11 protein-coding genes are annotated in these 13711 nt (G+C 71.1%); 5 read left to right on the plus strand and 6 right to left on the minus strand.

Translation table 11 applies throughout. The features are described 5' to 3' along the window. Nucleotides 1-17: 17 nt before the first annotated feature. Nucleotides 18-284, plus strand: a complete 267-nt coding sequence (locus tag G361_RS0125765; RefSeq protein ID WP_019930004.1) for a hypothetical protein — start codon at nt 18-20, stop codon at nt 282-284. Here the strand turns inward: G361_RS0125765 and G361_RS0125770 are convergent. Next, entirely contained in the window at nt 267-1067 is an 801-nt protein-coding gene (locus tag G361_RS0125770) for a TetR/AcrR family transcriptional regulator (protein WP_019930005.1), read from the minus strand. The genes G361_RS0125765 and G361_RS0125770 overlap by 18 nt on opposite strands. Nucleotides 1068-1174: 107 nt before the next feature. Between G361_RS0125770 and G361_RS0125775 the strand changes: the two genes are divergently transcribed. Next, complete coding sequence (locus G361_RS0125775) at nt 1175-2074, plus strand: NmrA family NAD(P)-binding protein (RefSeq protein WP_155981782.1); 900 nt, start codon at nt 1175-1177, stop codon at nt 2072-2074. 43 nt (nt 2075-2117) lie between these two features. Here the strand turns inward: G361_RS0125775 and G361_RS0125780 are convergent, their stop codons facing one another. Beyond that, complete coding sequence (locus tag G361_RS0125780; RefSeq protein ID WP_231387098.1) at nt 2118-2672, minus strand: TetR/AcrR family transcriptional regulator; 555 nt, start codon at nt 2670-2672, stop codon at nt 2118-2120. Between the two features lie 107 nt (nt 2673-2779). On the opposite strand from G361_RS0125780, the gene G361_RS0125785 reads away from it, so the two are divergent. Continuing rightward, nucleotides 2780-3718 carry an aldo/keto reductase gene (locus G361_RS0125785; RefSeq protein WP_019930008.1) on the plus strand — a complete coding sequence of 313 codons (939 nt, stop codon included), beginning with the start codon at nt 2780-2782 and terminating at the stop codon, nt 3716-3718. Between the two features lie 23 nt (nt 3719-3741). Here G361_RS0125785 and G361_RS0125790 read toward each other — a convergent pair whose 3' ends face one another. From G361_RS0125790 to G361_RS0125800, 3 genes are all read right to left on the minus strand, one after another. Then, nucleotides 3742-4110, minus strand: a complete 369-nt coding sequence (locus tag G361_RS0125790) for a TM2 domain-containing protein (RefSeq protein WP_019930009.1) — start codon at nt 4108-4110, stop codon at nt 3742-3744. A gap of 136 nt (nt 4111-4246) precedes the next feature. After that, nucleotides 4247-7921 carry a chromosome segregation protein SMC gene (gene smc / locus G361_RS0125795; protein WP_019930010.1) on the minus strand — a complete coding sequence of 1225 codons (3675 nt, stop codon included), beginning with the start codon at nt 7919-7921 and terminating at the stop codon, nt 4247-4249. A 79-nt stretch (nt 7922-8000) separates the two neighbouring features. Further along, entirely contained in the window at nt 8001-8447 is a 447-nt protein-coding gene (locus tag G361_RS0125800) for a hypothetical protein (protein ID WP_196814633.1), read from the minus strand. Nucleotides 8448-8646: 199 nt separating this feature from the next. Here G361_RS0125800 and G361_RS44900 point away from each other — a divergent pair, with 199 nt between their 5' ends. Together G361_RS44900 and G361_RS0125810 are read left to right on the plus strand one after the other, a co-directional pair. Further along, nucleotides 8647-11745: a BTAD domain-containing putative transcriptional regulator gene (locus G361_RS44900; protein ID WP_019930012.1), complete on the plus strand. Its 3099-nt coding sequence runs from the start codon at nt 8647-8649 to the stop codon at nt 11743-11745. A 139-nt stretch (nt 11746-11884) separates the two neighbouring features. After that, entirely contained in the window at nt 11885-12202 is a 318-nt protein-coding gene (locus G361_RS0125810) for a DUF4333 domain-containing protein (RefSeq protein ID WP_019930013.1), read from the plus strand. Nucleotides 12203-12251: 49 nt separating this feature from the next. On the opposite strand, the gene G361_RS0125815 is transcribed toward G361_RS0125810, so the two are convergent. Then, a complete protein-coding gene (locus G361_RS0125815) occupies nt 12252-13442 on the minus strand; it encodes an Ig-like domain-containing protein (protein ID WP_019930014.1) in 1191 nt (396 codons plus the stop codon). Nucleotides 13443-13711 lie beyond the last annotated feature (269 nt).

Consider the following 13711-nt stretch of genomic DNA (forward strand, 5'->3'; position numbering starts at 1 on the left):
GGCGTACGGTCGGTGCGGTGAGCTGGTGGCGCCGATCCCGCACCCGCCCGGAGAGCAGACCACTCGGCGCCGATGTCCTCGAGATATTCGGCCCGTCCCGCAAGCACATTCACGACCGCAAGGAGTGGGTGGCGATCGCGAAGGTCGACGACCGGGTCTCCGGCGACGATCCGATCGTGGATCTGGACACCGGCGTGGCGATGATGCCGCCGCACCCGTCCGGCAGGCGCGGCGGCCCGATCATCGGACCGGAGACCGGCCTGCCCTCATCCGGTCCGGCCTAGCGATCGGTCGGTTTCCGCGCTGCCCACAATCGGATTCGACCGCCGGCGCCGATGCGCCTTCTGCCGGCAGGCCGCGGAACAATAGCGCGCGGGCCGCCCGGTGCCGCGACGGCGAACGGCCGCACCGCATTCCGGGCAGTACGTCCCCGGAGTTTCGTTACCCGTTTCGTCACGCACCGCGCCGGCTTTCGTCACGACCACGGCGTGCGGCCGCAACGCGTCGAGGGCGATCCGCGCGGGCCGGGCCAGCTCCGGGCCCGCACCCGAAACCCGCTGGATCGCCGCGCATCCGGTGAAGATGGCGAGCAGGTCGGCGACGGTGATGTCCGGCCGCACCGCACCCGCGCGCTGGGCCGCGAGCAGCAGTTCCCGCAGGGCGGTGTGGAATCGCTCACCGGCGCCGTGCATCAGCGCGCGGGGCCAGCCGTCGTCGGTGGTGATCACATCGCACACCGCCTGGTTGCGCGGGGTCGAAACGACCATGCCCGCACAGAATTCGAAGAAGGCCGCCCCCACGTCCGGCGCGTTCCGGCCCGCGATCACCCGGGCGGTCAGCTGCTCGATGCGCTGCTGCATCACCGCCTCCAGCAGATCGGCCTTGGTCGGGAAGTGCCGGTACACCGTGCCCGCCCCCACCCCGGCCCGCCGGGCGATCTCGGCCAGCGACACCGACACTCCCCGATCGGCGAAGGCCCGTTGCGCCGCGACCAGGACCAGCGCGCGGTTGCGGCGGGCGTCCGCGCGGGTCGCCGGATCCGCGATCCCCGCTGTGGCGGAAGTCATTTCGTTACGCACCCCTCGAGCGGCCGTGGTGGATCCCGCGGGCGCGCCCGTATCGTCCGGGATGCGGGTTACCCGACCCGGATTCTATCGAAACAGACGAGGTGAACATGTCCCATCAGAACGAACTCGTCCTGGTCACCGGCGCCACCGGCAAGCAGGGCGGCGCGACCGCCCGGCGCCTGCTGGCCGACGGCGTCCGCGTCCGTGCCCTGGTCCGCGATCCGCAGACGGCCGCGGCCCGGGAACTGGCCGGACTGGGTGCCGAGCTGGCCGTGGGCGATTTCGACCACCCGACGACACTCGCCGCCGCGGTCGCGGGTGTGCGCGGCGTATTCCTGGTCCCCCCAGCGGCTTTCGGCCCCGACGGCTGGGACGCGGAGCTCGAGGCGAACCGCGGGATCGCGCTGATCGACGCGGCCCGCACCGCCGGCGTCGAGCAGCTCGTCTTCACCGGCGTGGCCGGCTTCGGCACCGAGATCGGCTGGGGCAACCGCGGCAAGCGCCGCATCGAGGAGGCCGCGGCCGAGAGCGGGCTGCGCTACACCCTGCTGCGCCCGGTCCGGTTCATGGAGAACTACCTCGGCCTGGCCGCACTGCCGCTGGACGGTTTCCGGGACGGCTTCCACCGGCACATCTTCCGGGCCGACCGCCCGTTCCAGATGATCGCGGTCGACGATATCGCCGCCGTCGCCGCCCTCGCCTTCGCGGATCCGGACCGCTTCCACGGCCGCGCCCTCGACCTGGCCGGCGACGAGCACACCCCGCCCGCGGCCGCGGCGATCATCGGCCGCGCGGTCGGCCGCCCGCTGGGCTACCGCCGCCTCACCGAGGCCGAGGCGGACGCGCTGACCGCCTCGGTCGGCGACACCTGGCGGCTCGCCGAGGCCGGACAGGGCTGGCAGGCCGATATCGAGGCGATCCGGGCGATCCACCCTGGCCTGCAGAACCTCGAAACCTGGCTCGCCACAACGGGTGCCGCTCAGCTGAAGGCCGTCCTGGCCCCCTGAGCCGGCGCACCCGGCGGCCCCGACCGGCAACCGCAGCCCACCCTCAGGCACGCGGCCGCAGCGCGTCCATCAGCAGGGCCATCATCCGGTCGGCCTGCGCGCGCTGGTCGGGGCCGCAGACGAGGAAGATGCCGAGCAGGCCGACGACGACGTCCTCGGCGGGCACGTCGGTGCGCAGGGTGCCGTCGACGGCACCCACATCCAGCAGGATCTGCACCGCCTCCGAAATCCGTTGCCGCGTCTGCGAACTGGTGATCGCGCCGGATTCGACCAGGGCCCGCAGCGCCCCGGCGATCTCCCGTTTCGCGGCCATGTAGTCGCCGAACCGGTCCATCCAGGCCCGCAGCGCCACATCGCCGGGTCCGGTGCCGGCCGATTCGGCGGCGCCGGCGCACAGGCGGTCCACCTCGGCGCGGTAGACCGCCTCCACGAGCGCCTCGCGCGTCGGGAAGTGGCGGTACAGGGTGCCGATCCCGACGCCCGCGGCGCGCGCGATCGTCTCCAGCGGCACCTTCCCGGTCTCGGTGGCCAGCAGGGCGCGCGCCGTCTCCACCAGATGTTCCCGGTTCCGTCGCGCGTCGGCGCGCCCGGCGGTCACGGCATGCTCGCGGACCACAAGCGGAGGTCCCTCCGTTTCTGCTACGGTGAAGATATCCGGAGGTTCCTCCGGTTCGTCGCGTTCCACTATGCCACCAGGAGACGCATATGACATCCGACGCCCAGTCAGCGCGCACCACCGACCGGACCGGCGCACCCGGGGGCACCGCACTCCTCGGCGACCGGCGGGTCGCCCGGATCGGATTCGGGGCGATGCAACTGGTCCACCGGCGGGTACCGCCGGTCGATCCGGACACCGCGGTCGCGGTGCTGCGCCGCGCGATCGAGCGCGGCGTCGACCACATCGATACCGCCCAGTTCTACGGCGCGGGCGCCTGCAACCGGCTGATCCACACCGCGCTCGCCCCCTACGACGACCACCTCACGATCGTCACCAAGATCGGCGCGGAGAACGACGCGTCCGGCGGGCTCGTCCCCGCGCAGCGACCCGAGCAGTTGCGGGCCCAGATCCACGCGAATCTCACCGAACTGCGGGTCGACCGGCTGCCGGTGGTGAACCTGCGCCGCGCGGACATCCCGCCCGGCATCATCGCGACCGGAGATCAGGCGGTCGGCATCGAGGATCAGTTGGCCGAACTGATCGCCCTGCGGGCGGCGGGCCTGATCGGCGGCATCGGGCTGAGCAATATCGGCGCGGCCACGCTGCGCGCGGCCCTGCCCGCGGACATCGCCTGCGTCCAGAACGTCTACAACCTGCTCACTCGCGAGACCGCGCCGGTACTGGACGTGTGCCGGGAGCACGACATCGCCTGGGTGCCCTACTTCCCGCTCGGCTCCGCGGGCTTCGCCGGTTGGACCACCGTGGTCGACGACCCGACGGTGCGGGCGGTGGCCGACCGGCTGCGCACCACACCCGCCGGCGTCGCCCTGGCCTGGCTGCTGGCCGACTACGACCACACCCTGCTCATCCCGGGCACCGCCGACCTCGCGCACCTCGACGGCAATCTGGCCGCCGGTGAGCTCGTACTCGACCCGGACAGCCGCGCGGAACTCGACGCGCTGGGCGGGCCGGTCCCGGCCGGATAGCCGCCGGGACCGGCCCCCGCCCGTCAGTTCTCCTGCAGCGGCAGACCCTGCGGGTCGCGCACCTTGCCGACCAGGATCATGATGCCGTCGATCAGCGGCCAGAGGGCGCCGATACCGCAGGTCAGCCAGGTGACGGCGATCTGCGCGATACCGATGCCGGTGTAGCCGAGGTAGAACCGGCCCACGCCGAATCCACCCAGGAAGATCTGCAACAGGCCCGCGACCAGCTTCGACTTGTCCGAGTAGGGCTCGCCCTGCGCGTTGCGGCCGTAGGGCGCCTGCGGATCCGCACCCGGGGGTGGGTTGTAGCCCGGCGGGACGGGGGGATTCGGACCGCTGCCGGGCACGCCCTGCGTCGGGTAACCGGGCTGCTGCTGATAGGGGTCGGTCACGTGCTCTCTCTCCTGATTCGTCGAGGTCGTCCGACCCCGAACCGAAATTCGCATGCGAAGAATAAGGAGAGGCGATTGCGATTCGATTGGAATCCGTTGGAACCCGGCGACCGGCCGCTACGAGCCGACGCCGTGCTCACGCGGGTGTGGCCGCCAGATTGTCGCCACGCAGACGCTGCGAGATGACCTGGGTGATCCCGTCGCCGCGCATGCTGACGCCGTACAACGCATCGGCGACCTCCATGGTCGGCTTCTGGTGGGTGATGACGATCAGCTGCGACTTCTCCCGCAGTTGCTCGAACAGGCCGATCAGGCGGCGCAGATTGGTGTCGTCGAGCGCCGCCTCGACCTCGTCCATCACGTAGAAGGGGGACGGGCGGGCCCGGAAGATCGCCACCAGCAGCGCCACGGCGGTCAGCGACTTCTCGCCGCCGGACAGCAGCGACAGCCGCTTGACCTTCTTGCCCGGCGGGCGGGCCTCCACCTCGACACCGGTGGTGAGCATGTCGGACGGATCGGTGAGCAGCAGCCGGCCCTCGCCGCCGGGGAACAGTTTGCCGAACACGCCGACGAATTCGCGGGACACATCCTCGTAGGCCTCGGCGAAGACCTGCAGGATGCGGGCGTCGACCTCGGCGACCACGTCGAGCAGGTCCTGCCGGGCCTTCCGCACGTCCTCGAGTTGGGTGGCGAGGAAGTTGTAGCGCTCCTCCAGGGCCGCGAACTCTTCCAGCGCAAGGGGATTCACCTTACCCAGGGTGGCGAGGTCCTTTTCGGCGCGTTTGACCCGGCGCTCCTCGGTGGCGCGGTCGTACGGCATGGGCTGCGGCGGGCTGACCGCCTCGCCGCGCTCCTTCGCCTGCTCGTACTCCTGCACCTCCAGCGCCGACGGCGGCATCGGCACCTCGGGGCCGTATTCGGCGATCAGGTCGTCCAGCGCGATGCCGAACTGCTCGGCGATGGTCTGTTCGAGCTGTTCGATGCGCAGCGCGGACTGGGCGCGGGCCACCTCGTCGCGATGTACGGCATCGGTGAGCTGGGACAGCTGGGTGTTGAGCGCGCGGGCGCGCTCCTTGACGCGGTCGACGGTGGCGGCGACCTCGGTGCGGCGGCGCACCAGATCGTCGCGGCGCGCGGCGGCCGTGCCGACCACCGTTTCCAGTTCCGCCGCAACCCGTTCGGCGCACTCGGCGACGGCGGCGGCGACCTCGGCCGCGCGCCGGCGGGCGGCCTGGGCGCGTTCGGCGCGGGCCCGGGTCTCGCGTTCGGCGCGGGCCGCGCGGCGCAGCGAATCCGCCTTGCCGCGTACGGATTCCGCGCGTTCCTCGGAGGTGCGGACGGTCAGCCGCGCCTCCACCTCCATCGACCGCGCCTCGGCCAGTGCGGCGGCGGCCTGTTCGCGCTGCTGCCCGGCGGTCTCGGTGCCGGCGTCGGCGTGCGAATCCAGTTCGGACTGTTCGGATTCCGAATGCCGCAGCCGGTCCTCCAGCTCGGCCAGCCGAGTCAGGTTCTCGTCGCGGGCGGCCTCGGCGTCGTCGCGCTGGACCACCAGTCGTTCGCTGTCGGTCTTCGCGGCACGGGCGGTCTCGCCGAGCCGGCCGAGCCGATCGTAGGTGGCGACCATGGACTGATCGGATTCGTGCAGGGCCAGCAGCGCCTGATCGGCGGCGTCCCGGCGGTCGGACTGCTCGTCCAGCGCGCCGGACAGCGCCGCCTCCAGCTGTTCGGCCTGTCGCTGCCAGGACTCCAGTTCGGTTCGCGCCGTGTCGATCTCGGCCTGCACCTCGAGCTGGCTGGGTGCCCGGTCGGAGCCGCCGAGCAACCAGCCCGACCCGGCCAGATCACCGTCGCGGGTCACCACCCGCAGCCCGGGATCCGCGGCCAGCACCGTGGCCACCACGGTCAGATCGTCGGCGACGACGGTATCGGCCGCGAGCGTCGCGACCGCACCGGAAAGCTCTGCCGGGCAGTCGATCACCTCCACCAGCCACCGCGTTCCCGCCGGCGCCGCCGAATTCGTCGCGCCGGCACGGAATTCCGGCCCCGCCGCGGCAGATGCCCGCCGTTGCGCATCCGCAGGCGCCGCCGGATCCACGTGCGCGAATCCGGCGTAGATGACCGCTGCCCGGCCGCCGTCGGCGGACTTCAACGCCTGGATCGCGGCGTGCGCGACGTGGTGGCCGTCCGCGGCGACCGCGTCGGCGAGCGGGCCCAGTGCGGCCGCGACGGCGGCCTCGTAACCGGATTGCGCGCGCAGCACGTCGGACACCCGGCCGCGCAGGCCGTCGCTGTGCTGTTCCAGCAGCCAGGCGCCGCCGTCCTTGCGGGCCAGGCCCATGGTGAGCGCCTCGATCCGCGCCGACAGCGAGGCGACCTTCTTCCCCGCCTCCCGATCGCGCTCGCGCAGTTCGGTGACCCGCTCCTCGGCGGCGGCCAGCGCCGCGGCGGCGTGCTCGTAGGCGGAGTCCAGACTCGCCTCGCCCGCCTCCAGCTCGCCGAGTTCGGTTTGAGCGGACTCGAATTCGGCCTCGGCCGCCTCGCCGCGCCGCCGGGCCTCGGCCAAGGTGGCCGAGAGGCGGGCGATCTCGGTGTCGGCGGACTGGGCGCGGCTGCGCAGCGTATCCACCTGACCGGCCAGCCGGGCCAGGCCCTCGCGGCGGTCGGCGATGGCGCGCACGGCGGCCAGATGGGCCTGTTCGGCGGCCTTCGCGGCCTGTTCGCGCTCGTACAGCTGATCCCGCGCGGATTCCAGGGTCGCGGTCGCGACCTCGACGGCGGCCAGCAGTTCCGCCTCCTCGGCCTCGACCCGCGCAGCCTCGGCCTCCAGCTGCTCCGGATCGCGGCCGCCGCCGGCGGGCTGCGTGATCGCGAGGTTGCGGGCCCGGTCGTGGGCGATGCGGATGGTGGCGTTGACCCGTTCCACCAGCGCCGAGAGCTGGAACCAGGTCTGTGCGGCGGCGTCGGCGGCCGGATTCAGCCGGGACAGCTCGAATTCCTGTTGTGCGAGAGCGGCATTGGCGGCGTCCAGTTCGGCCTGCACGTTGATGTGCTGCTCGCGGGCGAACGCCTCCTTGCTCTGCTGACTCTCCAGATCGCGCCGGCGCGACACGAGATCGTCGGCGGCCAAACGCAATCGGGCGTCGCGGAGATCGGATTGCACACTCGCGGCGCGGCGCGCCACCTCGGCCTGCCGCCCCAGCGGCTTGAGTTGGCGGCGCAGTTCGGTGGTGAGATCGGTGAGCCGGGCCAGATTCGACTGCATGGCCTCGAGCTTGCGGACGGCCTTCTCCTTGCGCCGCCGGTGTTTCAGGACACCCGCGGCCTCCTCGATGAAGGCGCGCCGATCCTCCGGGCGGGACTCGAGAATCGCCGACAATTGGCCCTGGCCGACGATGACGTGCATCTCCCGGCCGATACCGGAGTCGGACAACAACTCCTGGACATCCATGAGGCGGCAGGTGTTGCCGTTGATCTCGTATTCGCCGGCGCCGTCGCGAAACATTCGCCGCGTGATCGACACTTCCGAATATTCGATCGGCAACGCGCCGTCCGAATTGTCGATCGTGAGGGTCACCTCCGCGCGGCCCAGCGGCGCCCGGCCCGCGGTCCCGGCGAAGATGACGTCCTGCATCTTCCCGCCGCGCAGCGCCTTCGCGCCCTGTTCACCCATCACCCAGGTGAGCGCGTCGACGACGTTCGACTTGCCGGAGCCGTTGGGCCCCACCACACAGGTGATACCGGGCTCGAAACGGAGCGTCGTCGCGGACGCGAAGGACTTGAATCCCTTCAGCGTCAGACTCTTCAGGTGCACAGCTGGCCAATCTACCGCGTATCCGGGCGATTGCCGCGAGGCTGCCGGGGGAATCGCGTTCCCCCGGCAGTCCGGCCGGTCAGTATGCGGTGACGGTCAGCGTGTAGTCCGAGGCGCCGTCGGGCGTGGACACCGCGATCTGGTAGTCGTGGCCGTCGGCGACGACATCGGCGTGCGGGACCTCCTGGGCGACCATCGGGCCGACCAGCGGCGCCACCGTCAGCACGGCGCTGCCGTTCGACGAGGTGACGTCGAAGGCCAGGCTCTGGCCGGGCGCCGCGGACACGGAGTAGGCGTCGTTCTTGCCCGGGATCACGCTGCCGCTGGCGCCGGTGCTGTTCTGGCCCGGCAGGATCTGCAGGTGGTGCGACGGGCCGGGGATGCCGAGCGCGGGCGGCATACCGCCCAGGGGAGCCTGCGCGGTCGCCACACCTCCGACGGCGGTGAAGGTCGCGGCGGCCACCACGGCGAGCAGCACCGCCGGCGCGGCGCGCAACAGGGATCGAGTCACTCGAGATGCGGTCATGGAGAACATCTTTCCCCACAACCAGGACAAGATCGCAACTCCCTGGCCGAAAGTCGGGAACCGAAGCCCCTGGAACGGGGGGCATCGGGATCTCGGACAGTTCACAGAATGCCTGGGTGCCGGTTTACAATTCCCGGTGTTAGCGGAGGGACGCAGCGGGAATCGGGGATCGCGCCGCCGGAGGGATCGGCACGAGGATTTGGAATACTTTCTGTTCGGTCCGATGCGGGTGCGGGCCGATAGCGGGGACCTGTCGTTGGGTGGTCCCAAACAACGGGCCGTGCTGGCGATCCTGGTACTGGCCGATGGCTCGGTCGTGCGCTTCGAACGTCTCGTCGACGGGCTGTGGGGACAGCATCCGCCGGAGAAGGCGCTGGCATCGCTGCGGTCGTATATGGCGAATCTGCGCCGGGTGTTCCAGGCCGGCGCCGGTCCGTCCGCGCCCCGGCGCCTGACCACGCGGTCGGTCGGCTACCACCTCGACCTCGGCGATGATCCGGTCGACATCCATCGGTTCGAGGAACTGGCTGCCGCGGGCCGGCGCGCGCTGACCGGCGGCGACGCCGTGACCGCACACGATCTGCTCACCCGCGCCGGACAGGTGTGGAGCGGGGATCCGCTGGCCGAGTTCAGCGGCTGGTCCTTCGCCGATCCGGAGATCGAACGGCTCACCGGCCTGCGCCGCAGCGTGATCGAGGCCCGATTCGACGCCGCGCTGCTGCTCGGGCGGCACGCCGATCTGGTGCCGGAGATCGAGGCGGCGATCACCGCGACCCCGGTGCAGGAACGACTGTGGGCGCAGCTGATGCTGGCGCTGGCCCGGTCCGGGCGCCGCGCCGAGGCCCTGCAGGCGTACGACCGGGTACGCCGCGTACTCGATCAGGAATTGAGCGTCACGCCCGGCGACGAACTGCGCCGCTTGTTCCACGACCTGTGCCACGACAACGCCGACCCGCCGCCCGGCGTCGCCGTCCTGTCCGCCGCCACACCGGCCGCGCCGACGGCCCCCGCCGCACCGGCCTGGACCGGGCAGCCCCTGGCCGGCCGATCCGCCGAACTCGCCTGGCTGGGCCGGATGGCCGACTCCGCGCGCCGGGGGCACGGCGGCTTCGCCGTACTCACCGGCGAGAGCGGTATCGGCAAGACCACACTCGCGGCGGCCGTCACCGGATACGCGCGCCACGCCGGTATGACGGCGGCCTGGGCCGGTCACCCCGACGGCCTGCGAAAACCGTTGCTGTGGGGCTGGATTCAACTACTGCGCGAACTCGGCGCACAGCTCGGCGCCGCGACCCGCGCGGCGGTGTGCGCGGCGGCGCCCGAGACGGCCGCCCTCGTCCCGGAGTGGCCCGAATGGGGTGCGGGCCCGGTCGTGCACCGGACGGCCGACCCCGCCTTCGAGGCCATCGACGGAATCGTCCGGGCGGTACGGGAATTCGCGGCCGCGAGTCCGCTGCTGCTCGTCCTCGACGACGTGCATCGCGCGGACCGGCCCACCCGCGACGTCCTCGCCCTGCTCGCCGACCGGCTGCACCACCTGCCCGCGCTGGTGGTCCTGACCTGGTCCGCGGTCGTCTCGGCCGAGAACTGCGACGAATACGATCGACTCGTCGGCCGCAGCGACGTCTCGGCGCTGGAACTGGCCGGGCTCGACGACGACGGGATCGGCTCGCTCGTGGAGCAGTTGTCCGGCGTCCCGCCGAGTCCGGCCTTCGTCGCCATGATGCGGCAACACTCCGGCGGCAACCCGTTCTTCGTCCGCGAGATCGTCCGATTCCTCTCCACCCGAGGGCATTTCGACGGCCACACGCTGACTCCGGACGGCGACCCGGTACCGGACGCGGTCACCGGCGTGGTCCGCCGGCGCATGTCCGAACTGGCCCCGGACACCCGCGCGGTACTGGGTGCGGCCGCGGTGATCGGCGCGGAATTCGAGCCGATCGCGGTGGCCGAGGTGCTCGGCCTGCCCGCCGTCACGGTGCGGGAGCGCCTCGGCGACGCCCGCCGCGCGGCGATGATCGACGAAACCGCCGGGCGCCCCGGCTGGTTCACGTTCAGCCACGGCGTGACCCGCAGGGCCGTTGTCGCGCAACTGGATTCGGACGAACGCGCCGAATTGCACGCGCTCGTCGCGCATGTGCGGATGCGGGACGCCACGGGCCGGTCGTACGAATGGCTACTCGCGACCGCCGATCACGCCTGGCAGGCGGGGGCCGCGCTGGAGGCGGCGACCGCCCTGGCGATCACCGACCTCGCGCTCGCCGCGGCGACGACGCGGTCGGCCTACGCCGATATCGCGGTCCTGGCCGAACATTCGCTGCAGATCTGTGCCCGGCTGCCGCGCGAACCGGACCGCTTCGAGCGCGAATCGGCCCTGTGGCTGCGGCTGGCGCTGGTGTGGACGGCGCTGAAGGGCCAGAACCACGAGGATGTCGGCCGCGCCTTCCGGCACGCCTTCGACACCGGCGACCGGCACGGCACCGCGCAGATCTCCGCGGTCGTCCTGCACTGCGTCATGATCTGCGCCCAGGGCCGGTACCGCGAGGCCGCGGACATCGCCGACGGACTGATCGCGCGGTACGAGGACACCGTCGATCCGCAGGCCGGCGCGGGCTACTACATCCGCGCGCTGATCGATTGTCTCCGAGGCGATCTGGAGGCGAGTATCGCGAATGTCGAATTCGCGCTGGCGAATGTCCCGATCCCCGGCGACCCGGTCCCGATCGCCCGCTACGACGTCCGGTTGCACGCGGTCGCCGCGGTCGTGCTCGGCCTGCGCGGCGAACAGGAACGGGCCTGGCAGGCGGCCCGGACCGGCATCGATCTCGGCGTGACCACCGGCGATGCCTACAGTACGGCGATGGTGCGGCTGGCCGCCCTGCAGGCGAACGCGATCCAGGGAATCGTCCCGGGCACAGCGCGTTCGGCGGATGTCGTGGCCCGCGAACTGGCCGAACTCGGCATGGCGCAGCTGGCGGCGAGTGCCCGGATCATGCGGGACTGGGCGCTCGCGGTCGGCCCGGACCGGGCGGACACCGCGGCCGCCGCGCACGCGGCCTACGAGATCGTCACCGACGGCGGCAGCACCACCATGCTCGCCCCGCTGTATCTGGCGCTGCTCGCCGATATCGAATCGGCGTGCGGAAATGTCGACGCCGCACGCGAACTCGTGCACCGCGGCGAACTGCTCGCGGCCGCGACCGGCGAACATGCCTGGAACCGGCTGCTCTCGCAGCGACTACACCGGCTGCGGGCCGATTCCGCGCTGCCCCGGCGGGTGGGCGATCTCGGCGCCTGATCCCGTTGCGGCCGGTTCCAATTCGCTTCCAACACCTCTGCAATCGGCACCGGCTAACGTTCGGGCACTTGTGACCGTCGACCAGCAGGTCTCGATCGTGGCTCGACGCGCCCGGGACCGACAACCCGCAGGAACAATCATGAGAATCACCGGCTGCCTGACCGCGGCATTCATCGTGTCCACCACCCTGCTGACCGCGTGCTCGGTCTCCGTGGGCGGTCGTTCCGTCGACAAGGACGAGGTGGCCACGCAGATCAGCAACAAACTCGAGCAGCAGATCGGCAAGAAGCCCGATTCGGTCACCTGCCCGCAGAATCTCCAGGCGCACACCGGCGCCACACTGGTCTGCACCCTCGACGACCAGGGGTCGAAATACGACGTCACGGTCACGGTGACCAGCGTCGACGGCGATCAGGCGAAATTCGACATCCAGGTCGCGGACAGCCCGAAGAACTGACCGCCGGCGGACCGTCTGCCGGGCAGGCAGGCGGTCCGCCGCGGCGGGCCTAGCTCGCCAGCGCGCTGCCCTTCACCCAGTCGTCCCAGGACACCGTCCAGTCGCCGTTGTTCCACATGCTCAGCCCGGGACCGCTGGTGTTGTGGACCTCGACCACGTCGCCCGGAATCGCCCAGTTGTAGAACCACTGCGCGTTGGCGCCGTTGAGGTTGAGGCAGCCGTGCGAGGTGTCGCTGCTGCCCTGCGCCCACACCGTCGTGTCGAGCTGATGCAGATAGATGCCGTCGGCGCTGATCCGCGTCGCCCAGTTGATGGCCTCCTTGTAGCCGAGCCGGTCGTTGACCGGCAGGCCGTAGGTGGAGGAGTCCATGATCACCGGATTGCCCTTGTCCATCACCGTGTAGGTGCCGGCCGGGGTGTTGAAGTAGATCGTCTTACCCGCGAAGGTGTCGCTGCCGCCGCGGCCCATCGAGGTGGGCATGGTCCGGATCAGCTGGCCGTTCTCGAACACCTGCACCTGATGCGTGTTGTCGTCGGCGATCGACACGTGCGACGGGCCGATGGTGAAGTTGGTCTTCGAATCCTCCTGGCCGTACAGGCCGGGTCCGACCTGCGTGCCGTAGAGGTTCGCGTTCACGCTGACCTTGGTCCCCGCCGGCCAGTACTGCTGCGGCCGGAAGTGCGCGTTGCGATCGTCGAGCCAGTACCACGAGCCCTGCACCGGCGGATCCGCGGTGACCTGCAGTTTGCGTTCGGCGGCGGCCTTGTCCGAGATCGCCTCGTCGAAGTGCGCGACGATCACCGTGCCGACGCCGTAGGTGCCCCCGTCGGCCAGCGGCTGACCGAAGGTGGTGGTCAGGTACACCTTGGTCTGATTGCCCGGCGTGAGCGTCGTGAACGTCGAGCCGACCGGGCCGGTGGGGCCGGTCAGCGTGATGCCCTGCGCGCTGACGGTGTAGGTGTGGCCGTACCCGAGCGCGGCGGTGGGTTTCCACGCCGTCCGGTCCGGGGTGAGGATGCCGTCGACCGGTTTGCCCTGCTCGTTGATCATCGTCACCGTGGTCAGGATGCCGTCGGTGGCGGACACCTCGATCTTGCCCAGCGGATCGACGTCGTCGCCGCCGTTCGGGGTGACGACGATCGCCGGGGCGGCGGGGCCGCCCCCGGTCGTCGCCGGTTTCGGCGTGCCCGTCGACGAGGAGCACGCGGCCATCAGCATCGTCACCAGGGTCAAGCCCATCGCGACACTGAATCGGCAGCGGCGACCTGACATGGTGTTTCTCCTGCGCTTCGCCGTGCGACCGCGGGCCCGGGCCCCCAGCGCACCATCACCTACTGATTTCGAATTGCCAGTTTACGGGGCAGATCGCCGATGCGGCATCCGGAGGTGTTGCCGTGGTTTTACGCACAGGTTGCCGGGGTATGTCTGTCACCGGGGCTGTGCCCGCGACCAACCATTCCCGCGAGTACGGATGGAACACGATGCACTCCGTTCGAACAAGATCGTCG

Source organism: Nocardia sp. BMG111209 (assembly GCF_000381925.1).
GTDB lineage: Bacteria > Actinomycetota > Actinomycetes > Mycobacteriales > Mycobacteriaceae > Nocardia.